Genomic DNA, 22,834 nt, shown 5'->3' on the forward strand with positions numbered 1-22,834 from the left:
CAGTTAAAAAAGAGATTCTTTATTAGAATTTGTAAAATAATATTAAAATATAGAAAAGAATTCTCTTGAGTTAAATGATAAAATTAATAGAAAGTAGCATGAATTTTATTAGGTTTTATATTCAACTGTCAACTGTACACTGTTAACTCTTAACTGAAAAAGTGGGGTGGAATAAGAAATGGAACGAATAGTTACTCCAAATGAAATGCTTGAAGATAATAATTCGGAATTAAGTTTAAGGCCACAAAAGATAAGTGAGTACATAGGTCAAGAAAAAGTTAAAGAAAGGCTTGAGATATTTATAAAAGCAGCTCAAAATAGAAAAGAAGCCTTAGATCATGTTTTATTATATGGACCTCCAGGACTTGGAAAAACAACTTTAGCTAATATTATAGCTAAGGAAATGAATGGAGATTTAAAAATAACATCAGGACCTGCAATTGAGAGAGCAGGAGATTTAGCTGCAATATTAACATCATTAAAAGATTATGATGTTTTATTTATAGATGAAATTCATAGATTAAATAGAAGTGTTGAAGAAATATTATATCCGGCCATGGAAGATTACTCACTGGATATCGTCATAGGAAAAGGTGCAGCAGCAAAGTCTATAAGAATTGATCTCCCTAAGTTTACACTTATAGGAGCAACAACGAGAATTGGAATGCTTACAGCACCACTTAGAGATAGATTTGGTGTATTATGTGCAATGGAATATTATACAAATGAAGAACTTAGAGAAATTGTAGTAAGAAGTGCTGCTGTATTTGGATGTGATATTACTGAAGAAGGTGCACTTGAAATTGCAAGAAGATCACGAGGAACTCCGAGGATTGCTAATAGACTATTAAAAAGAGTTAGGGATTATTCAGAAGTAAAAGCTAACAAATTAATTTCATTAAAAGAGGCTAGAAATGCATTAGAATTATTAGAAGTTGATAATCAAGGTTTTGATAAAGTTGATAATAAGATATTGGAAGCAATTGTAGATAACTTTAATGGAGGACCAGTTGGTATAGAAACTTTATCATACTTTATTGGAGAAGAGCTTGGAACTATAGAAGATGTATATGAACCATATTTACTTCAACAAGGTTTTATAATTAGAACGCCAAGGGGAAGAATTGCAAGTGACAAAGCTTATGAACATTTAGGACGTGTTAATCCGTCTAAGAAAAAAAATAATATACAAGTTAATTTGTTTGATGAGGAATGATTACAGTTGGCAGTTGACAGTTGACATGTGACAGTTATAGTATAAGCAATAACTTTGTGTTATTGAAGTATTAACAAATGTTAAATGTAGATTGTTTATTGTCCATTAAAAAAGGAGATAATATATTATGGACGTAAAAGATTTTGATTTTTATTTACCGGAGGAACTAATAGCACAACACCCATTAGAAAAAAGAGATACTTCAAGACTTATGGTGCTAGACAAAGAAAGCGGAGAAATTACTCATAGGACTTTTCATGATATCATAGAGTATTTAAATAAAGGTGATACTCTAGTGTTAAATAATACTAGAGTAATGCCTGCGAGACTTATTGGTGAAAAGGAAAAGACTGGAGGGAAAATAGAATTCCTTTTACTTAAGAGAATAAAAGGAGATAAGTGGGAATGCTTAGCTAAACCAGGGAAGTCAGCTAGGGAAGGTAGAAGATTTTCATTTGGTGAAGGTAAGCTTAAGGCAGAAGTAGTAGAAGTTTTGGAAAATGGAAATAGAATTGTAGAATTTTATTATAAGGGAATATTTGAAGAAGTATTAGATTCATTGGGGGAAATGCCACTTCCACCATATATTCATGAAAAACTTGAAGATAAAGAAAGATATCAAACTGTTTATTCAAAGGAAAATGGATCAGCAGCAGCACCAACAGCCGGACTGCACTTTACAAAAGAATTACTAGAGCAAATAAAAGAAAAAGGTGTAAATATTGTTTACTTGACTTTACATGTAGGTCTTGGAACATTTAGACCAGTAAAAGTTGAAAAGATAGAAGAACATGAAATGCATTCAGAGTTCTATATTCTATCTAAAGAAAGTGCAGATATAATAAATGAAACTAAAAAAAGAGGAAATAAAATAATTTCTGTTGGTACAACATCTACAAGAACACTTGAAACTATTGGAGATGAAAATGGTTTTGTAAAAGAACAAAGTGGATGGACTAATATATTTATCTATCCTGGATATAAATTTAAGGTAGTAGATATATTAATAACAAATTTCCATTTGCCAGAATCAACTTTAATTATGCTTGTTTCTACACTTGCAGGTAAAGAGCATACAATGAAAGCATATGAAGAAGCAGTAAAAGAAAGATATAGATTCTTCTCATTTGGAGATGCGATGTTTATAAAATAATTCAACAATTCACAGTTCACAATTCAAAATTCACAATTAAGGATGAAATTCCTTAGAGGAATTTCTAAAAAAATATAGGTTCATCACAGAATTTTGTGAAAGGTGATTTTTCAACATCAATTCTTTATTCAAAACCAAGTAAATAGGCATATAAGTGATGTAGAGTATTATTTATGGCAAAATTTCAGGATGAACCAAAATATATTTAAAGAAAGGCAATGCGTTTCATCATTAATTGTGAATCGTGCATTGTGCATTGTGAATTGAAAAAATCGGTGAGGTGACATTAACCGTTTATATAAAATACTAAAAGTAAGAGGTGTCGCTTATGAGCAAAAGATATACACTATTAAAAAAAGATGGAAATGCTAGAAGAGGGCAGTTTGAAACTCCTCATGGTACAATACAAACCCCTGTATTTATGAATGTTGGTACTTTGGCAGCTATAAAAGGTGCTGTATCAAGTATGGATTTAAAAGAAATTGGATGTCAAGTTGAACTATCTAATACATACCATCTTCACTTAAGGCCTACTGATAAAGTTGTTAGGGAATTAGGTGGATTGCATGAATTTATGAATTGGGATAGACCAATTCTTACAGATTCAGGTGGATTCCAAGTGTTTTCACTTTCAGCAATGAGAAAGATAAAAGAAGAAGGTGTTTACTTTAATTCTCACATAGATGGTAAGAAAATATTTATGGGACCAGAGGAATCTATGCAAATTCAAAGTAATCTTGCTTCTACTATTGCAATGGCATTTGACGAATGCATTCCAAATCCATCAACTAGAGAATATGTAGAAAATTCTGTAGCAAGAACAACAAGATGGCTTGAAAGATGTAAAAAAGAGATGGATAGATTAAATTCAATGCCGGATACTATAAATAAAGAGCAAATGTTATTTGGTATAAACCAAGGTGGGACTTATGAAGATATTAGAATAGCACATGCTAAGGAAATAACAAAATTGGACTTGGATGGATATGCTATTGGAGGCCTTGCAGTTGGAGAAAGTCATGAGGATATGTATAGAATAATAGATGCAGTTGTACCACATCTTCCAGAAGATAAACCGATATATTTAATGGGAGTTGGAACACCTGAGAATATTTTAGAGGCTGTGTCTCGAGGCGTAGATTTCTTTGATTGTGTACTTCCAGCCAGAAATGGAAGGCATGGTAATGTGTATACAAAAGAAGGAAAGCTTAATTTAATGAATGCAAAATATGAACTTGATAAAAAACCTATAGAAGAAGGCTGCGAATGTCCTGCTTGTAAGCATTATACAAGAGCATATATAAGACATTTATTTAAAGCAAAAGAAATGCTTGCAATGAGACTTTGTGTATTACATAATTTATACTTCTATAATAAATTAATGGCTGAAATAAGAGATGCTATTGATGATGGATGCTTTGAAGAATTTAAAGAAGAAAAATTAAAATCATGGGGAAATAAATAATATTTTTTGCTAATGATATAATAAAAAGATGTATTAGAATTAAATTGTTCCAATACATCTTTTGTATAAAATATATATTAATGGCTAATATATTATAAATGTAATGATAATTTATTTGTGATTAATTACAATGGAATTTAAAAACTATTTTTGGTAGTATATAATAAATATATGAACAAATAGTTAACAGTGGTTAAATAATGTTGATATTAGTTCATAATACCTATAAACTATTTATCATGGAAACTAAGAATCCAATAAGAATAACCTTGGAGGTGCAAAATGAATAATTTTATGACATTACTTATAAACATTGGACCTATCATATTAATGTTTATAATTTTCTATTTCTTATTAATTGTTCCAGAAAAGAAAAGAAAGAAAAAATATCAATCTATGGTTGATGAATTAAAAGTAAATGATGAAATTGTAACTAGAGGTGGAATTATAGGTAAGATATCTCATATAGATGATAAAAGTGTTACAATTGAAACAAGTTCTGCTAAAACAAAGATTAAGTTAGATAAAAGTGGAATAGCTTATAAAGCAACAAACGAATAATAAAATTATCATAATACCTCTCTATATTTCATAAAATGATATACTAGGAGGTGTTATTTTTATGGAAAAAAATAAATATTTAAAATCAGTGTGTAAAGGAACTGTTGGATCAATATTACTTAGTCTTGTAGGTGTAGTAATTCTTTCGGCCATAATGACGAAGTTTGTGTTCAGTGAAAGTATATTTAATATGTTATATGTAATCATTTCATTAATTGCTTTAAGCATAGGCGCTATAATTGGAGCAAAGAAAAATGAATCAAAAGGATGGCTTGTAGGATTTGGAGTAGCAATAGGCTATTATTTAGTGTTATTCATTTTGTCATGTTTATTAAGTGGAGAATTATCATTTAAATTATTTGAATTAGCAAAATTAGCAATTGCAATGACTATTGGAACATTAGCAGGAATGCTAGGTATAAATTTATAAAAGTGATAAGATAACATTTGAAATTTATAACATATTTACATAAGCTTAATATCAAAGAAAAACGATTTGGTAAGAATTTATAATTATATATTATAAGGATAATAAATACTTTATTAAGAAATTATAGTGTGCTATAATGAACAATGTATTGATTGTATGATAAAAAAAGTTTAAAATTAAGAATTATAAAAGTTGCAATATATTTTTATATTTCTTAATTTTAAATATTGTTTTGGTTACATAACAATATAAAATGTTAATAAATGAACGAAAGCTTCAAAACAAATAGTATTAAGTTTACTAGTGAAGCAAAGACATAATACGTGGAGGGGATCAACATGAAGAAAAAAAGCAAAAGTTCAGTACTATTTGTTTTGATAGTAGCTGTAATTGGATTTTTAGCTTTTGCAGGATTTAAAGGTTTTATTCTAGGTGGATATGAATTTAAATCTTTTGATAAAGTGATAACAAAAGGTCTTGACTTACAAGGTGGTGTTTCTGTATTAATGGAAATACAACAAGATAATGTAACTAGAGAGCAGCTGGAAAATACTAAGCAGCATCTTGAACTTAGAGTCAATTCTCTTGGAGTTGCTGAAACAGTAGTTACTACAGAAGGGGATAAGAGAATAAGAGTTGATATCCCTGGATATAGTGATTCAAATGGTCTTGTAGAAAGCTTGGGAAAATCAGGTAATTTAGTATTTAAAGGACCTGATGGAGAAGAAATATTAACAGGTAAAGACATAAAAAATGCAACAGCACAATTAAATCAAAATAATGGTGGTTCAGAAGTCGGACTGGAACTAAATGCCGAAGGGCAAAAGAAATTTGCAGAAGCAACTAAAAAATATATAGGCCAAGCGATTTCAATTTATATGGATGATGAACTTTTAATATCTCCAACAGTACAAACTCAAATTACAGATGGCAGAGCTAGTATAACAGGAACAAAGACATTAGAAGAAAATAAAAAACTTGCAGGAATAATCAACTCAGGAGCTCTTCCAGTTACAGTGAAAGCTGTTTCTGTTAAGAATGTTGGAGCACAACTTGGACAAGAAGCTCTTCCTAATGCTATGAAAGCTGCTGTTGTTGGTGTTGGACTAATTTTTGTTTTAATGATAGCAATCTATAGAGTTCAAGGTATTATAGCAGACATAGCATTAACATTATATATATTGTTAATATTATTCATTTTTGCAGAAATAGGAGTGACATTAACCCTTCCGGGAATAGCCGCATTGCTGCTAACCATTGGTATGGCAGTTGATGCTAATATATTAATCTATGAAAGAACTAAAGATGAATTGAGAAAGGGATTATCAGTAAGATCAGCTGTTAAGGCAGGATCAGAACATGCACTTTCTTCAATAGTAGATTCGAATGTAACAACTATTCTTTCTGCTTTGATCTTATATTTTATAGGGTCAGGATCAGTAAAAGGGTTTGCTATTACTCTTATGATAGGTATTTTAGTAAGTTTATTTACTGCATTAGTAGTAACAAAAGTGCTTACTAATTTAGCTGTTGAAATGGGAATATTGAAAAAATTATCACATTTTGGAGTAAGCCAAAAAGAAAAGAAGAGAGTAGTCTTTGATATAATTGGAAAATCAAAAATATGGATTTGCATGTCAGCAATTATAATAGTTATTGGGCTTGGAACTATGTGTTTTAAAGGATTAAACTATGGTTTAGATTTTCTTGGTGGAACTGAGGTAACAATACAAGTTAATGACAATGCAAACAAGGAAGAGTTGGATTCAATAGTTAAATCATATGCTAAAGATGCAGTAACAAGTATATCCGATAAAAATGAATACGAAATAAAATCAAAGGATTTAGATAGTTCTAAAGTATCTAAAATAATGAATGATTTAAAAGAAAAGTATAATTTAGAGGATAGTGCTTTAGTATCTCAAGACGAAATAGGTGCATCTATAGGAAAAGAATTAACAAGAAGTTCTGTATTGGCAGTACTCGCAGCATTTTTAATGATACTTATATATGTTGGAATAAGATTTGAGTTTAAATTTGGTAGTGCAGCTGTAATTGCTGTAATACATGATGTTTTACTTACAATTAGTTTTTATGCTATTTTTAGGGTGCCTGTTAATACTCCGTTTATTGCAGCTATCTTAACAGTTATTGGCTACTCAATTAATGACACAATAGTAATATTTGATAGAATAAGAGAAGATTCTAGGAAGATGAGAAGAGCTGTTCCAACTGAAATAGCGAATAAAGGAATAAATGATACATTAAAGAGATCAATATATACATCTGCGTCAACGCTTATAACAATAACTGCAGTTAATATATTTGTGCCAACAGTTAGAGAATTCTCTACACCTCTTATAGTAGGTATAGCAGCAGGGGCATATTCTTCAATATTCATAGCTTCACCAATATGGGTATTATTGAAAGAAAAATTTAATAAATCCCCTAAGAAAAAGTTGCAAGGTATATAATTACTGGTAGAATATTAAAAACCTCTAGCATTATTATTGGAGGTTTTTAATTTTTTAATAAAGTAATTGTAAAAATGGTTAGAATCATATATAATATATTTGTTTTCTAATTTTATGGAGGAAGAAGCCGTGCGTAAATTCTGGGAAAGTATATATTGTCCAAATTATATTACTGGATATGACCCGTTTGAACTTAAAGGTATGAAGAGAGCAATTAATAGATTAGCTTTAGCTATTAATAATAGACAAAAAATTGTCATTTATGGTACATATAATGTTGATGGAATTTGTGCAGTATCATCACTGATTCTTTTGCTGAGATATTTAAATGCAGATGTTGAGTATTTAATATATGATAGACAAGATAATGATGCTAGAATAAATTCAAAAGATATTAAAGAAAATGTAGATTTTTTAGGTGCTGAGCTCCTTATTACTTTGGGTGTAGGATTAAAATCAAAAGATGAAGTTGAACTATGTAAAAAGCTTGGTATAGATTTAATTATTCTTGAAAATGAAGTAAGTGATCTCGTAGATGACTACATATATATTAATCCTAATCAAAAAGGGTGTCAGTACAAATATAAAAATTTATCAACAAGTGGATTGGCATTTAAATTAATGCAAGCTATTTCTATATATTATAATATGAAAAGTATTAATAAATATTTAGATCTAATACTTATAGGCGTAAAATGGTCTAATGTAACATCTAAAGGCGAAAATGAGGTGTTTATTAAAGAAGGAAATAAGTTTTTAGTAAATACTAATAATAATGGGTTAAGATCAATAATAGAATTTAACAAAATAGAGGAATTTGATAATGATGGCGTTGATACGATAATAGATTTTCTAGTACCACCAATAGGAGCTGTTGGAGTGACTGATAATGCTAGAATAGTATTAGAACTTTTAACAACAAATGATAAAGATAGATCAAATCAAATTGTTAAATACTTATATAGATTGAAAAAAAACAAAGTTTTAAGCAATTAGCAAAAGTTTGTTAATATTATATTAATCTTGTTAAAATGCAGGTTGTGGAGGAATTAACATGGATTTTAAAGAAAAAATAAGAGTGATTGAAAATTTCCCTAAGGAAGGTATAAGTTTTAAAGATATAACTACATTAATTGGGGATGGAGATGGATTAAAGGCTTCAATTGATGAAATAGTTACTTATTTAAAAGATAAGGAAATAGATCTTGTAGTTGGACCAGAAGCTAGAGGCTTTATTTTTGGAGTTCCTGTTGCGTATGCATTAGGTGTAGGTTTTGTTCCAGTAAGAAAACCAGGAAAATTACCTTATGAAACTATATCAATGAAATATGATTTGGAATATGGTCAAGATGAATTACAAATACATAAGGATGCAATAAAGCCAGGACAAAGAGTTGCAATAATTGATGACTTATTAGCTACTGGTGGAACTATAAAAGCGGTTGCTGATCTTGTTGAAAGTGCAGGGGGAATAGTAGCTTCATTAGATTTTGTTATAGAGCTTACAGGATTAGAAGGTAAAAAGAAATTAGAAGGATATGATGTATATTCATTAACTAAATATGAATTTTAATAAAATAAGTTATTTAAAAGTAGAATACTAATTTCTATTTTTAAGTAACTTATTTTATTTATAAATCTATATAATGATAAAATAATATATAAATATACTATTTTATAAAATGATAAAATATAAAAGAAAAATAAGTTGAATAAATTTAAATACCTATGATTGATTACATTATTGAAAATAATTCGAAAATAATATATAATTATTAATTATTAGAATGGTAGGGCTGGTTTTACATACCAGCCTTTGATTTACTTATATATTTATAATTTGTAGAAGGAGAGCAAATCCTTATGATTGATGAATTATTAGAAAAAATCCAGAAGAATTGTCATAATGTTGACATTGAAATGGTTAAAAAAGCATACTATTTTGCAGAAAATGCTCATAAAGAACAAAAAAGAGAATCAGGTGAACCTTATATAATACATCCATTAGCAGTAGCTGAAATTTTAGCTGATATGGGCATGGATACAAATACGATTGTAGCAGGATTGTTACATGATGTTATAGAGGATACTGAATGTTCTTATGAAGATACAGTAAAACTTTTTAATGAAGAAATTGCCAATCTTGTTGAAGGTGTAACTAAGCTTACCAAATTAGGTGAAATGGAATATAAAACAAAAGAAGAGCAGCAAGCTGATAATGTAAGAAAGATGCTTCTTGCTATGGCTAAAGATATAAGAGTTATCATAATAAAGCTTGCAGATAGATTACATAATATGAGAACTCTTAAATATATGCCTGTCAATAAGCAGAAAAATAAGGCAAAGGAAACATTAGATATATATGCTCCGCTTGCACATAGATTAGGTATGTCTAAGATAAAATGGGAACTTGAAGATTTATGCTTTAGATATTTGCATGAAAAAGAATATTATGATTTAGTAAGAGACATAGCAGAAAAAAGAGTTGAAAGAGAAACGTACATAAAAGATATAATAAAAGACCTCTATGAAAAACTTGAATCTTCAGGAATTGATGCAGATATAGATGGTAGACCAAAACATTTCTATAGTATATATAGAAAAATGGTTACAAAAAATAAGAGCTTAGAGCAGATATTTGACTTAACAGCTATAAGAATACTTGTTAATTCAGTTAAAGATTGTTATGCAGTTCTTGGAATAGTTCATACAATTTATAAACCAATACCAGGAAGATTTAAAGATTACATTGCTATGCCGAAACCTAACATGTATCAATCTTTACATACAACTGTAATAGGACCCCAAGGTAAAACATTTGAAATACAAATAAGAACTTTTGAAATGCACAAAACAGCAGAATATGGTATAGCTGCTCACTGGAAGTATAAAGAAGGTGATACTGGTACTTCAGAACAGGAAAAAGAAAAAGATTTTGAAAAGAAGCTTGTATGGCTTAGAGATATGCTTGAATGGCAGAAAGAAACTTCTGATGCAGAAGAATTTATTGAAGGATTTAAAATAGATTTATTTTCAGATGAAGTTTTTGTATTTACACCAAAAGGTACTGTAATTAATTTATGCAGGGCGGCGACACCTATTGACTTTGCGTATAGAATACATACAGATGTAGGGAATAAATGCGTAGGTGCTAAAGTAAATGGGAAAATAGTTCCTTTAGATTATACTTTAAAAACAGGAGAAATCGTTGAGATATTAACATCACCTAATTCAAAAGGTCCTAATATGGATTGGCTTAATATTGCAAAAAGTAATCAATCAAAAAGTAAAATTAAATTATGGTTTAAAAAAGCTAAAAAGGAAGAAAATATTTTAAAAGGGAAGGAATTACTTGATAAAGAACTTAAAAAGCAAGGTGTAAGTTATGCAGATATAGCTAAAGGTGATATTTATGAAAAAATGGTTAAAAGGTATAATATTCATAATATTGAAGACTTTCATGCATTGTTTGGTATAGGTGGCTTAGCAGTATCTACTTTTGTTTCAAGGCTTAAAGAAGATAATGGAATTGGTGTAGATAAAACTTCGAAAGAAAAGGAAAATACAGAAATTTTAAATAAATCAATAGAAGAACAGATTGCAAAATCTTTGAGACAACAGCCAAGTAGTCAAGGAATTACAGTAAAAGGTGAAAGTAATCTTATGATTAGATTTGCAAAATGCTGTAGTCCGGTTCCAGGTGATGATATATTAGGATATATAACCAAAGGTAGAGGGGTATCTGTTCATAGAAAAGATTGTATTAATTTGCAAAATCTAATTAATACAGATAAAGATAGAGTTGTTGAGGTAAACTGGGGAGAACCTAAGGGCACTGCTTATTTTGCTGAAATTCAAGTAAAAGCAGAAGATAGAGAAGGACTTCTTGCTGATATAATGAGCGTAATTACAGATCTTAAGCTTCAATTAAGTGCTGTAAATGCAAATTTAGCAAAAGAAGGATATGCATATATAAATGTTAAGGTAAAAATAACATCAATAGATAGTTTACAAGATTTAATGAAAAAAATAAAAAGATTAAAAGGCGTATTAGATGTATACAGAATGAATAGTTAGATTTTAATCTTGATCAGAATAATGAGGAGTAGAATTATGCGTGCAGTTATTCAAAGGGTAACATCTTCAAGCGTTACTGTGGATAATAAGACCATAGGAGAAATAAATAATGGCCTTAATGTTCTCATTGGAATATGTAATGATGATACTATTGAAGATTTACAGTATGTAGCAGATAAAATAATCAACTTAAGAATTTTTCATGATGAAAATGATAAAATGAACTTATGTATTCAAGATGTTAAAGGAGAGCTTTTGATAATATCACAATTTACATTATACGGAGACTGTAGAAAAGGAAGAAGACCTAATTTTATGCAGGCCAAAAGCGGAGAAGAAGCAAAAGTTATTTATGAAAAATTTGTTGATATTATAAAAAAATCTGGTCTTAAAGTGGAAACAGGAGAATTTGGTGCAGATATGAAAGTTCAAATAAATAATGATGGACCAGTAACTATATTACTTGATAGTAAAAGACAGTTTTAAATAATATTATTAAAGAAAAGGGTGAAAGTTTTGATAATTGAGGCAATTCCAGCAGGAATATATGATGCAAACTGTTATATATTAGTAGAAGAAAATACAAAAGAATGTGGTATTATAGATCCAGGTGGAGATTCACAAAGACTAATATCACAAATAGATAAGTTAAATGCAAAGCCTAAGTTTATTTTACTTACTCATGGACATATGGATCATGTTGGTGGGGTTATAGATTTAGTAAAGAAGTATAATATTCCATTTTATATTAGTAAGGCTGATGAAGAATATATGGAAAAAGATGATTTTGTATTTGGAACATTACCTAAAGCTTCTGGATATTTAAAAGAAAATGATATCTTAAAATTAGGTGATGAAATCATTAAAGTTTTGGAAACTCCAGGACATACAAAAGGCGGACTTTGTTTCTTATTAAATAATGATAAAGTATTTACGGGAGATACTCTTTTTAATGGATCTATAGGTAGAACTGATTTTATAGGAGGAAGTATGAGTGAAATTATTAATAGTATAAAAGAAAAATTACTTCCGTTAGGTGACAAAGTTGATGTCTATCCAGGACATGGAGATATGACAACAATAGAACATGAAAAGAAATACAATCCGTTTTTATAAAAATATAAATTGAGAAGTCTGTCTAAATAAAGTGATTTTTATACTCTAGGCAGACTTCCTTTGCGTGAGGAGAAATAATGGAAGTAAAAATTTATTTAAATGACTTAAAATATAGATACGAAGTATATCAGTTGTTTAATATTTATTTTTCAATGAGCAATATTGATTTTGTTGAAAAAGATAAAAGTGATTATAAAGTATATATTGATGATGAAACATTAAAATTTATATATAAAGATTATCAAAGGAAAGAAAAAATATCAGAGGAAAAGAAACATTCAATTAGAAGATTTATATTTATTTGCCTTAGAGAATTAACAAATGATATGTATCCATGGGGGATACTAATAGGAATACGACCTTCTAAAATAGCATTAAAATTATTAAAAGAAGGAAATACTGAAGAAGAAGTAATAAATATATTTAAAGAAAGATATTTAGCACATGAAGATAAGGCTAAGCTTTGTATAGATGTGGCAAGGGCGGAAGAAAGAATTGTAAATAAAGATAAGAACAATATAGCAGTATATATTGGAATGGCGTTCTGTCCAACACGATGCGTATATTGTTCATTTACTGCAAATCCAATAGCAGCTCATAAAAAAATGGTTATGCCATATATTGAAGCTCTTATAAAAGAAATTAATGGAATGAGCAGTTATATAAAAGAAAAGAACCTAAATATTGAGTCAGTATATTTTGGTGGAGGAACGCCTACGTCAGTTAATGATGAAGAATTTGCTATGGTTATGAAAGAAATATATGATAATTTCATTAAAGATAATAATGTTAAAGAGTTTACGGTTGAATGTGGAAGACCAGATAGTATAAATAAAAATAAGCTTCAAACTATGAAGGATTATAAAGTAAACAGAATAAGTATAAATCCTCAAACCATGAACGATAAAACATTAAAACTTATAGGGAGAAATCATACATCAGAAGACATAATAGAAAAGTTTAATATGGCAAGGAATCTTGGATTTGAACATATAAATATGGATTTGATTATAGGTCTTCCAGGTGAAGGATATGAGGAATTCCTTAATACTAAAAACGAAATAATAAAATTAAAACCAGATAGCATAACCATTCATGGTCTAGCATTAAAAAGAGGATCAGCCATGTATGAAAACTTTGTTCTTAAAAAAGGGATAGAGGTAACATTGCAGGATGAAATAATAAAAATGTATGCAGAAACTAAGAATTTAGGTGATAGTTTAGGGCTTTCACCATATTATATGTATAGACAAAAGAATATGGTTGGTAATATGGAAAACTTAGGTTATGCTAAAAAAGGAAAAGAGTGCATTTATAATATTCAAATGATAGAAGAAAAGCAAACAATAATCGCACTTGGTGCAGCAGCTGTAAGCAAGGTTGTATTTTTAGAAGAAGATAGACTTGAAAGATTTCCTAATTTGAAGGATTTACATGAATATATCAGAAGAATTGATGAAATGATTAAGCGTAAAAAAGGACTTCTTGATACTTTATATAATTGATAAGGTACTTTAAAAATTATGATTAATAATTAATATAGAAAAGTAAATTCTTATTAAATAAATATGATTTTTAAAAGTTGTATAAGAATTTTAATTTAAGGCTATACACTTTTAATAATCAATTGTGAATTGAAATAATTTTTTGTTTATATTAATATTATCATGTAGTAAGAAATAGATTTGGAGGAATTTAGATATGGCAATGGAATTGCAAGCACCAAAAGGTACTAAGGATATGTTACCAGAAGATGCATATAAATGGCAGTATGTAGAAAGTACATTTAGAGAAGTAGCAAAAACTTATGGAATAAGAGAAATCAGAACTCCAGTGTTTGAACATACAGAATTATTTTTGCGAGGTGTTGGAGACACAACAGATATAGTACAAAAAGAAATGTATACTTTTAATGATAAAGGGAATAGAAGTGTAACATTAAAACCAGAAGGTACTGCACCTGCTGTTAGAGCATTTATAGAAAATAGATTATTTAATGAAGCTCAGCCAACAAAGTTATATTATATAACACCAGCTTTTAGATATGAAAATGTTCAAAAGGGAAGGCTTAGACAATTCCACCAATGTGGTCTTGAAATGTTTGGATCTAAAGAACCTTCAATGGACGTTGAAGTAATTAAAGTTGCAATGGACACCTTGAATAAATTAGGCTTAAAAAGCTTAAGCCTTCATATAAATAACTTAGGATGTCCTACGTGTAGAGCAAAATACAATGATGCATTAAAAGCATTCTTAAAAGAAAACTATGACACTCTTTGTGAAACGTGTAAGACTCGTTTTGAAAAGAATCCAATGAGAATATTAGACTGTAAAGAAAAAAAATGTAAAGAAATCACAAAGAATGCACCTATAATATTAGATTATGTTTGTGAAGAATGTGAAACTCACTTTAATAAAGTAAAGGAATATTTAGATGTATTAGAAATATCATATGAAATAGACCCAGGTATAGTAAGAGGATTAGATTATTATACAAAAACTATATTTGAAATTATAAATGCAGATTTTACTGTATGCGGTGGAGGCAGATACGATAAACTCATAGAAGAATTAGGTGGACCTGATATGCCGGCAGTTGGTTTTGGTATGGGTGAAGAAAGACTTATAATGACATTAGACAATGAAAATATAGAAATACCAAAGGAAAACTTATTTGACTTGTACATTGGTGCAAGAGGTGATGAGGAAAGAAAAGTTGCATTTAAGCTTGCAAGTGATTTAAGAGTGCTTGGAGTTAAGTGTGAAATTAATCATATGGGTAGAAGCGTAAAAGCTGAAATGAAATATGCTAATAAATTAGGTGCATCATTTACTACTATTTTAGGTGAAGATGAACTTAATAATAAGAAAATAAATCTTAAGAGAATGAGTGATGGAGAAATTTTTGAAGTTTCTTTGGATAACGGTGAAGAAATTGCAAAAACAGTTAAATAGATAGAATATTATATGTTATAATTATATGTATTGTATTTATACTTTTAAGAACAAATGTTGTTTTAAGTTTATATATTCATAATGTATAGAAAATGAAGTATAAACTTTAAACTGCTATAAGGAGGAAATTATAATGGGTGAAGCTTTAAATGGATTAAAGCGTACAATGATGTGTGGCGAACCTAGAGAAGCTCATGTTGGGCAAAAGATTACTTTAATGGGATGGGTTCAAAGAAATAGGAAACTTGGAGGACTAGATTTTATTGATTTAAGAGATAGAACTGGTATAATGCAAGTTGTATTTGGTGAAGAAATTAATGCTGAAGCTTTTGAAAAAGCTAAAAGTGTTAAGCCAGAATACTGCATAGCAGTAACTGGAGAAGTTGTTAAGAGAGAAAGTGTTAATGAAAACATGCCAACTGGTTTTGTTGAATTAAAATGTGAATCTATAAAGATACTTTCAGAATCAGAAACGCCACCAATAATAATAAAAGAAAATTTAGATACAGCTGAAGATATAAGATTAAAATATAGATATTTAGATTTAAGAAGACCAGATATGTTCAAGATTTTTGAAACTAGAAGTAAGACAACAGCAGCTATTCGTTCTTACTTAGATAGTCATGGTTTCTTGGATGTAGAAACACCGGTACTTGGAAAAAGTACACCAGAAGGAGCAAGAGATTACTTAGTGCCTTCAAGAAATTATAATGGTATGTTTTATGCTTTACCACAGTCACCACAATTATTTAAACAATTGTTAATGATGTCTGGATTTGATAAATACTATCAAATTGCTAAATGTTTTAGAGATGAAGATTTAAGAGCTAACAGACAACCTGAATTTACTCAAGTTGATATGGAATTAAGCTTCGTTGAAGAAGATGATGTTATGGAATTTAATGAAGGATTAATTGCACATGTATTTAAAGAAGTTGCAGGAGTGGATGTCAAGCTTCCAATAAAGAGAATGACATATAAAGATGCAATGGAAAAATACGGATCAGATAAACCGGATTTAAGATTTGGTATGGAAATAACAGACATTACTGCAGATGTTAAAGATATGGATTTTGTAGTATTTAAGTCAGCAATTGAAGCAGGTGGATCTGTTAGAGCTTTATGCTTAAAAGGTGGAGCGGATTTAGGTAGAAAGCCACTTGATAAGTTAGGCGAATTTGTTAAGACATATAAAGCAAAAGGTCTTGCATGGATTCAATTTAAGGAAGATGGAATTAAATCTTCAATTTCAAAATTCTTAACTGATGAAGTAACAGAATCTATAAAAGAAACTATGAATGCTGAAAATGGAGATGCTGTACTTATTGTTGCAGATAAAAATTCTGTAGTATTCCAAAGCCTTGGAGCATTAAGATTACACTTAGCTAAAGAATTTGATTTAATTAAAGATAAAAATGAGTTTAACTTTACATGGGTTACTGAATTCCCATTATTTGAATATAGTGAAGAAGAAGGCAGATATATGGCATGTCATCACCCATTCACAGCTCCAATGGATGAAGACTTAGAGTACGTTGAATCTGATCCAGGAAGAGTAAGATCTAAAGCTTATGATTTAGTATTAAATGGTGAAGAACTTGGTGGAGGTTCAATAAGAATTCATGATACAGCTGTTCAGGAAAGAATGCTTAAGGCATTAGGATTTACGCATGAAAGAGCATGGGAGAGTTTTGGATTCTTATTACAAGCACTTAAATTTGGAGCACCACCACACGGTGGTTTGGCATATGGGTTAGATAGAATGGTAATGTTCCTTGCAGGAACTGAAAACATAAAAGATGTTATTGCATTCCCTAAAAATCAAAATGCATATTGTTATTTAAGTGAAGCTCCAAACATAGCTGATGAAAAGCAATTAGCTGAACTTGGAATATCAATACTTCCAAAAGAAAATAAAAAAGACGAAGAATAAGAATTTGGTAGACTTTAACAAAGTGATTAGTTTAAATCATTTTGTTAAAGTCATTTTTATTCTAGAATATATAATAAAATCTTTAATGGTAAAATAATTTAATATTATTATATATGTTGAAAATCGAAATTCACATTAAATGTACAGTACGTATACTCAAGTATTGAATAAATCATATTGCAACATATATAATTTGATTTTATTATAAATAAGATTCATAAGATAAATTATTTATTTTCAGATATTCACTAAAAGAAACATTAAAATCTTTTCCGTATTTAGTGCAATATTCATAAAACAAATTATAAAGTGTAATACGCCTTTTACTAGTTATATCTTTAATATCTTTTTCTGTATAATCACTGACTAGTTCAATTTGTCTATTTATAATATCTTCAGAACCAACTTTATCATAATTATTCATCATATCATAAAAAATCATGAATGTACTTGTTCTACCAATCCCTTCTTTGCAGTGAAAGTGTAGCCACTTATCTTTAGGAAGCTTATTAACTGAATTTATAAAAAAGTCTATATTTTCAGGAGATGGAGGAATTTCGTCAGTTGCAGTTATTCTTAAATATCCTAAAGAATTATCAAGACACGTTTTGCTTTCGTTTCCTACATATTTTGGAATTATTGAATCTTTATGATTATAAAAATTTAATTCAGAATTTAATTTTATTTTACTTAAATCATCTTTTTCTTTAAGTAGCACTTTATTCCTTGATAAGCCCATATTTGCATTATTATGATTATTTTCATAACTTACAGGAATGTCATTAACAAATCCATGAGATTCTTCTCTTAAATCAATAACTATAAAAGGAAAATTTGTATTTATATTATTTATAATTAATCTTATATTGTTTCTTGAGAATTGCTGGCTGCCGGATATGTTTAAGGTATCTAAGCTATATGTATTGATATTTTTTTCATCAAGTATGGATAGATCTGAAGTTTTTCTAAAATGAGATGGTAGCTCATTTATTCTTAAGTTATCGATTACAAGATTCACTGTATTGGAATTATTAGAAATTTCTTTATTAGAGTAAGAATAGGCACATTTTGGGAGTAAAGCTAATGAAAAAAGAAAAAGTAAGCAGGCAGATATAAAAAATTTACTAAGTTTATTCATATTAATAATCACCCTCTTAAAAAATATTTGTATTACTAGCTTTCTATAATAAAAGAGTGTTTATACAATAAATTAGAAAAAGCAAGATAAATTTATTTAACTATAAATTATCTTGCTTTTTTAAATTAAAATAATATAGGTGTGTTAATGTTTAATAGGTTTATGAACCTTTTATTAATAAGAGGTTCAGTAAGAACACTGCTACATGTATTATGCAATGTTTCAAGGTTCATTGAGATTTATTCTTCAACAAATTCATCAAAGTCCCATCCTATAGTTGCCGTTATAAAATGGTAGATTTCCATTGGAGAATCAAAAATCTTTATGAATAATTTTTTTTCTGGATCATTATCCCACTTATTGTTGAAATTATCTGTAAAATTTATCAATTTTTTTGTTAAAGTAGCTTCGTCTGCATTCCATAAAGAATTAATATATTCATATGAATTTACCATAAAGTTAGCAGAATTTATATCAATATTTTTTTCGTGTTTAAGAACTTCTTCAATGACTGTATCAAAGGTTGCCATAGGGATACAAAATTCATTTGAAAATGAATCAAACCATGTAAAAAAGCAAGTAGATAAAAATATATTTTGAATAAATCCTAGCGCTGAGTAAATCGATGGATACGAAACAAATCCACACTCAATAATATTTTTTTCAGCATTTAATATGCCTGTATATATAATCTTAGAATGAGTTGTTATAGTTTTATTTTCGAAGTATCCACTTAGTACTGAATCATTACTTATTATTTTATTTTCCCAATAATGATAATCTTTATAATAATTTTTAAGCAGCGTTTTATTATTAAAGTTCATATAAACATACAGCCTTTCTCTAGAAATACATAAAAACTAAAATACAAATTGTTGTTAAAACCCTAATTATAATTTAGAATAGAATTCTACAACTAAAGAATCGTTGATTTGTATTGGAACTTCTTCTCTAAGTGGCATTCTAGTAAGACTACCTGAGAAAGAGTTCTCATCTTTTTCTAAGTATGGATAAGTATTAAGGATAGAAGATAAGAAATTATCCTTAAACATTTCATTCTTTTGAGATTTTTCACTTAAAGAAATTCTTTCGCCAATACTTACATTATAAGAAGGTCTATCTACTTTTTGCCCATTTACTAAAATATGACCATGAACTACCATTTGGCGAGCTTGAGCAATTGAATTTGCAAATCCTAGCCTATATACTAAATTATCAAGTCTACATTCTAATTTTTTTATTAATGTATAGCCAGTCAGTTCTTTGTCAGCAAGTGCTTTTTTCACGTAATTAGAAAATTGTCTTTCTCTTATTCCATAATAAGATCTGAGTCTTTGTTTTTCTAAAAGTTGAATTCCATATGATGAAAGTTTTTTAGCATCTCTAGCTGAACCATTATTTGATCTTTTCATTGCCTTAGGATGTCCTATTACATTAAGTCCTAACCTTCTACATAATTTGAATCTTGGTTGTTTTGCCATAATAATTATCATCTCCGTATAATAAAGATTTGCCGCGATAAAATTAAGCCCATAGATAATATAGCATAAATTTTGGAGTAAGTAAATGAAAATCATTATCATTTATAAAATTTATTTTTAATATTAATGATTTCATAATGTGGGGTTAAGTACTTTTGAATTTGGGAATATGGTATAATATAAAAATATTCATAAAAATGGGGGGATTAAAAATGTTAGGTACTATAGTTAATGCGTTAGCAGTAGCAGGTGGATGTATAATTGGATTAATAGTAAAGGGAAAATTAAATGAAAAAATCAGTAATACTATAATGAATGGGCTAGCATTATGTGTTATATATATAGGGATAAGTGGTACGCTTAAAGGTGAGGATACTCTGCAGATGATTATATGTATAGCAATTGGAGCTTTAATTGGAGAAATAATAGATATCGATGATAAACTCAATAAATTAGGACAACTTATTGAAAATAAGGTAAATAATAACAAAGATGCTACAAGTGAAACCGTTTCTATAGCAGAAGGATTTGTTACATCTAGTTTATTATTTTGCGTTGGGGCTATGGCTGTTGTAGGATCATTAGAAAGTGGATTGAAGGGAAATCATACAACACTTTTTGCAAAATCTATTTTAGATGGGGTTTCATCAATAATATTTACTTCATCTCTCGGTATTGGAGTTATATTTTCAGCAGCAGCTATTCTGATTTATCAAGGAAGCATAACAGTACTTGCTGGAGTTCTTTCTGGAATTCTCACAGAAATTGTAATAAACAATATGTCTGCTGTTGGAAGTCTTTTAATATTAGGATTGGGATTGAATATGTTGGGTGCAAGTAAAATAAAAGTGGCTAATTTGCTGCCTTCAATATTTATTCCAATTATATTTGGTTTATTTTAAAATACAAATATTACATAAAAATTAGTAATAGATGCAGGTAAATATAAAATATTCAGTAAAAAATATAGCCAAAGTTTAATAGAACAATTATAATTAAATAAGTATACTATATTTATTATAGTAAGTAGAAACTTAAGGGGGCACACAAAATGAAGAAAGTAAAAATAGCACTACTAGGATTGGGGAATGTTGGTCGTGGTGTTTGGATGATTTTGAATTCTAATAAAGAAGAAATAATGAAAAGATCTGGATATGAGGTAGAAATCGCAAAAATCCTTGTAAGAGATAAAAATAAAAAAAGGTCAGTAGAAGTACCAGATGAAATTATTACTACAGATTTTGATGAAATACTAGAAGATGATAGCATCAAAATAGTAGTGGAAGTAATGGGTGGCATGGAGCCATCAAAACGCTATATGCTAAGATGTATGGATAAGAAAAAACATATTGTAACTGCAAATAAAATGCTCATAGCAAATGCAGGAGATGAACTTTTTGAAAAAGCAGATGAAATGGGCGTAATGTTCCAATATGAAGCTAGTGTAGCAGGAGGAATTCCTATTATTAAAGGTATAGATGAAAGTCTTACTGCTAATAAAATAGAAAAACTTTATGGAATAGTAAATGGTACTACAAATTATATTTTAAGTAAAATGGAACTTGAAGGTGCAGATTTTGACGATGTGTTAAAGGAAGCACAAGAAAAAGGGTACGCAGAAGCAGATCCAACATCTGATATAGAAGCGTTTGATGCTCAATATAAACTTGCAATACTTGCATCTTTAGCATTTGGTAGCAAGATAGATGTTGATAATATATATAGAGAAGGAATTACTAAAATTGAAGCTGTAGACATGAAGTATGCTAAAGAATTTAAAATGGGAATAAAACTTCTTGCTATTGCTAAAGAAAATAATGGTAAGATAGAATTAAGAGTTCATCCAACTATGATTTCAAAAAAACACCCATTATCAAATATTTATGATTCATTCAATGCTGTATTTATAAAAGGTAATGCTGTTGGTGACTTAATGTTCTATGGAAGAGGAGCAGGTGATTTACCTACAGGAAGTGCTGTGGTTGGAGATATAGTTACTATAGTAAGAAATGGTGTAGATGCAGAAAATTCTAATCCTGTTGTTAAGAATAACTTATGGAAAAGAGAAATTTTATCAATGGAGGATATAGAGAGTAAATATTATGTGCGTGCTACAGTAGTAGATGAGCCTGGTGTTTTAAGTAAAATAACATCTATACTTGGAAAGAACAATGTAAGTTTACGTTCTGTAATCCAGAAAGGCGATGAAGAGAATGGAAATGTTACAATAGTTCTTGTTACACATAAGACTAATGAAAAAGAGTTAAATAATTCAATCAAAGAAATAGCTGAATTAAAATCAGTTTATAAGATTAATAATATAATTAGAATTGAAGACTTAGAATAGCAATAGGGTAAGATTAGTTATATTCAAATAAGGTGCTATCAGTAAGTTCTTTTTATGCATTCACAATATTATTATACTTAAAAAAATAAACAAAAATTTAAAATAAAATGATAAAATCAATATATTTTATTATTTTATTGAAAAGTTGGAATCTTTATGATAATATAATAATATAAAAAGAAGCAATGATGTTTCAAAAACTCATTGCTTCTTTTTATATTATAAATTTTAATATAGATTCTAAATAAGCCCCCAAAAAGGAGTATTTCTGATGTGTAATGATTGCTTTGCCATTATTTATCATGCATTATAATACAACTTCCACATGCTATATGTTGTATTTTTTAGAGATATTGCCTTTGAATAATATATGAATCCCCTGTATTTTACAGCTTAAATACAGGGGAAATTTAATATTGATTTACAAAATATAAATCAATATAGATGTGGAAGCTACTTTTTTATATCTAATTAATATTCATAATTAA

18 protein-coding genes and 2 pseudogenes are annotated in these 22,834 nt (G+C 28.8%); 17 read left to right on the forward strand and 3 right to left on the reverse strand.

Annotated elements, in window-relative coordinates; translation table 11 throughout:
* Positions 1 to 178 precede the first annotated feature (178 nt).
* From ruvB to aspS, 15 genes and pseudogenes are all read left to right on the forward strand, one after another.
* The gene (gene ruvB, locus BN2920_RS09560) at positions 179 to 1,216 is read left to right on the forward strand and encodes a Holliday junction branch migration DNA helicase RuvB (RefSeq protein ID WP_058294788.1); all 1,038 of its coding nucleotides are present in this window, start codon (positions 179 to 181) and stop codon (positions 1,214 to 1,216) included.
* A gap of 127 nt (positions 1,217 to 1,343) precedes the next feature.
* Positions 1,344 to 2,369, forward strand: coding sequence for a tRNA preQ1(34) S-adenosylmethionine ribosyltransferase-isomerase QueA (gene queA, locus BN2920_RS09565; protein WP_058294789.1), 1,026 nt, complete (start codon positions 1,344 to 1,346; stop codon positions 2,367 to 2,369).
* 328 nt (positions 2,370 to 2,697) lie between these two features.
* Positions 2,698 to 3,834: a tRNA guanosine(34) transglycosylase Tgt gene (gene tgt / locus BN2920_RS09570; protein ID WP_058294790.1), complete on the forward strand. Its 1,137-nt coding sequence runs from the start codon at positions 2,698 to 2,700 to the stop codon at positions 3,832 to 3,834.
* A 282-nt stretch (positions 3,835 to 4,116) separates the two neighbouring features.
* The gene (gene yajC, locus BN2920_RS09575; RefSeq protein WP_058294791.1) at positions 4,117 to 4,395 is read left to right on the forward strand and encodes a preprotein translocase subunit YajC; all 279 of its coding nucleotides are present in this window, start codon (positions 4,117 to 4,119) and stop codon (positions 4,393 to 4,395) included.
* Between the two features lie 61 nt (positions 4,396 to 4,456).
* Positions 4,457 to 4,825 (forward strand): TIGR04086 family membrane protein, encoded by a 369-nt coding sequence (locus BN2920_RS09580; protein WP_058294792.1) that lies wholly within the window; start codon positions 4,457 to 4,459, stop codon positions 4,823 to 4,825.
* 338 nt (positions 4,826 to 5,163) lie between these two features.
* Positions 5,164 to 6,411: pseudogene (gene secD, locus BN2920_RS22495) on the forward strand (protein translocase subunit SecD); the annotation flags it as partial.
* A 24-nt stretch (positions 6,412 to 6,435) separates the two neighbouring features.
* Positions 6,436 to 7,299 (forward strand): annotated as a pseudogene (secF, locus tag BN2920_RS22500) (protein translocase subunit SecF); the annotation flags it as partial.
* 129 nt (positions 7,300 to 7,428) lie between these two features.
* Complete coding sequence (locus BN2920_RS09590) at positions 7,429 to 8,295, forward strand: DHH family phosphoesterase (protein WP_058294794.1); 867 nt, start codon at positions 7,429 to 7,431, stop codon at positions 8,293 to 8,295.
* Positions 8,296 to 8,353: 58 nt separating this feature from the next.
* Complete coding sequence (locus BN2920_RS09595) at positions 8,354 to 8,872, forward strand: adenine phosphoribosyltransferase (RefSeq protein ID WP_058294795.1); 519 nt, start codon at positions 8,354 to 8,356, stop codon at positions 8,870 to 8,872.
* Between the two features lie 290 nt (positions 8,873 to 9,162).
* Positions 9,163 to 11,376 carry a RelA/SpoT family protein gene (locus BN2920_RS09600; RefSeq protein ID WP_058294796.1) on the forward strand — a complete coding sequence of 738 codons (2,214 nt, stop codon included), beginning with the start codon at positions 9,163 to 9,165 and terminating at the stop codon, positions 11,374 to 11,376.
* Positions 11,377 to 11,412: 36 nt separating this feature from the next.
* Complete coding sequence (dtd, locus tag BN2920_RS09605) at positions 11,413 to 11,862, forward strand: D-aminoacyl-tRNA deacylase (RefSeq protein ID WP_058294797.1); 450 nt, start codon at positions 11,413 to 11,415, stop codon at positions 11,860 to 11,862.
* Positions 11,863 to 11,892: 30 nt separating this feature from the next.
* A complete protein-coding gene (locus BN2920_RS09610; RefSeq protein WP_058294798.1) occupies positions 11,893 to 12,492 on the forward strand; it encodes an MBL fold metallo-hydrolase in 600 nt (199 codons plus the stop codon).
* Between the two features lie 77 nt (positions 12,493 to 12,569).
* The gene (locus BN2920_RS09615; protein ID WP_058294799.1) at positions 12,570 to 13,997 is read left to right on the forward strand and encodes a coproporphyrinogen III oxidase; all 1,428 of its coding nucleotides are present in this window, start codon (positions 12,570 to 12,572) and stop codon (positions 13,995 to 13,997) included.
* Between the two features lie 196 nt (positions 13,998 to 14,193).
* Positions 14,194 to 15,447, forward strand: a complete 1,254-nt coding sequence (gene hisS, locus BN2920_RS09620) for a histidine--tRNA ligase (RefSeq protein WP_058294800.1) — start codon at positions 14,194 to 14,196, stop codon at positions 15,445 to 15,447.
* 133 nt (positions 15,448 to 15,580) lie between these two features.
* The gene (aspS, locus tag BN2920_RS09625; protein ID WP_058294801.1) at positions 15,581 to 17,380 is read left to right on the forward strand and encodes an aspartate--tRNA ligase; all 1,800 of its coding nucleotides are present in this window, start codon (positions 15,581 to 15,583) and stop codon (positions 17,378 to 17,380) included.
* A 202-nt stretch (positions 17,381 to 17,582) separates the two neighbouring features.
* On the opposite strand, the gene BN2920_RS09630 is transcribed toward aspS, so the two are convergent.
* From BN2920_RS09630 to rpsD, 3 genes are all read right to left on the reverse strand, one after another.
* Positions 17,583 to 18,398: a fused DSP-PTPase phosphatase/NAD kinase-like protein gene (locus BN2920_RS09630; RefSeq protein ID WP_242868351.1), complete on the reverse strand. Its 816-nt coding sequence runs from the start codon at positions 18,396 to 18,398 to the stop codon at positions 17,583 to 17,585.
* Between the two features lie 359 nt (positions 18,399 to 18,757).
* The gene (locus BN2920_RS09635) at positions 18,758 to 19,342 is read right to left on the reverse strand and encodes a hypothetical protein (protein ID WP_242868353.1); all 585 of its coding nucleotides are present in this window, start codon (positions 19,340 to 19,342) and stop codon (positions 18,758 to 18,760) included.
* A 66-nt stretch (positions 19,343 to 19,408) separates the two neighbouring features.
* Positions 19,409 to 19,999, reverse strand: coding sequence for a 30S ribosomal protein S4 (rpsD, locus tag BN2920_RS09640; RefSeq protein WP_058294803.1), 591 nt, complete (start codon positions 19,997 to 19,999; stop codon positions 19,409 to 19,411).
* 212 nt (positions 20,000 to 20,211) lie between these two features.
* Here rpsD and BN2920_RS09645 point away from each other — a divergent pair, with 212 nt between their 5' ends.
* Both BN2920_RS09645 and BN2920_RS09650 read left to right on the forward strand, forming a co-directional pair.
* Positions 20,212 to 20,901 (forward strand): DUF554 domain-containing protein, encoded by a 690-nt coding sequence (locus BN2920_RS09645; RefSeq protein ID WP_058294804.1) that lies wholly within the window; start codon positions 20,212 to 20,214, stop codon positions 20,899 to 20,901.
* Positions 20,902 to 21,050: 149 nt separating this feature from the next.
* Positions 21,051 to 22,346 carry a homoserine dehydrogenase gene (locus BN2920_RS09650; protein ID WP_058294805.1) on the forward strand — a complete coding sequence of 432 codons (1,296 nt, stop codon included), beginning with the start codon at positions 21,051 to 21,053 and terminating at the stop codon, positions 22,344 to 22,346.
* Positions 22,347 to 22,834 lie beyond the last annotated feature (488 nt).

The organism is Clostridium neonatale (assembly GCF_001458595.1).
GTDB classification, from domain to species: domain Bacteria; phylum Bacillota; class Clostridia; order Clostridiales; family Clostridiaceae; genus Clostridium; species Clostridium neonatale.

Bases quoted from the DNA above. Each gene is read 5' to 3' on its own strand.
- ruvB (WP_058294788.1), top strand. From the start codon at position 179: ATGGAACGAATAGTTACTCCAAATGAAATGCTTGAAGATAATAATTCG.
- queA (WP_058294789.1), top strand. From the start codon at position 1,344: ATGGACGTAAAAGATTTTGATTTTTATTTACCGGAGGAACTAATAGCA.
- tgt (WP_058294790.1), top strand. From the start codon at position 2,698: ATGAGCAAAAGATATACACTATTAAAAAAAGATGGAAATGCTAGAAGA.
- yajC (WP_058294791.1), top strand. From the start codon at position 4,117: ATGAATAATTTTATGACATTACTTATAAACATTGGACCTATCATATTA.
- BN2920_RS09580 (WP_058294792.1), top strand. From the start codon at position 4,457: ATGGAAAAAAATAAATATTTAAAATCAGTGTGTAAAGGAACTGTTGGA.
- BN2920_RS09595 (WP_058294795.1), top strand. From the start codon at position 8,354: ATGGATTTTAAAGAAAAAATAAGAGTGATTGAAAATTTCCCTAAGGAA.
- BN2920_RS09600 (WP_058294796.1), top strand. From the start codon at position 9,163: ATGATTGATGAATTATTAGAAAAAATCCAGAAGAATTGTCATAATGTT.
- dtd (WP_058294797.1), top strand. From the start codon at position 11,413: ATGCGTGCAGTTATTCAAAGGGTAACATCTTCAAGCGTTACTGTGGAT.
- BN2920_RS09615 (WP_058294799.1), top strand. From the start codon at position 12,570: ATGGAAGTAAAAATTTATTTAAATGACTTAAAATATAGATACGAAGTA.
- hisS (WP_058294800.1), top strand. From the start codon at position 14,194: ATGGCAATGGAATTGCAAGCACCAAAAGGTACTAAGGATATGTTACCA.
- aspS (WP_058294801.1), top strand. From the start codon at position 15,581: ATGGGTGAAGCTTTAAATGGATTAAAGCGTACAATGATGTGTGGCGAA.
- BN2920_RS09635 (WP_242868353.1), bottom strand. From the start codon at position 19,342: ATGAACTTTAATAATAAAACGCTGCTTAAAAATTATTATAAAGATTAT.
- rpsD (WP_058294803.1), bottom strand. From the start codon at position 19,999: ATGGCAAAACAACCAAGATTCAAATTATGTAGAAGGTTAGGACTTAAT.
- BN2920_RS09645 (WP_058294804.1), top strand. From the start codon at position 20,212: ATGTTAGGTACTATAGTTAATGCGTTAGCAGTAGCAGGTGGATGTATA.
- BN2920_RS09650 (WP_058294805.1), top strand. From the start codon at position 21,051: ATGAAGAAAGTAAAAATAGCACTACTAGGATTGGGGAATGTTGGTCGT.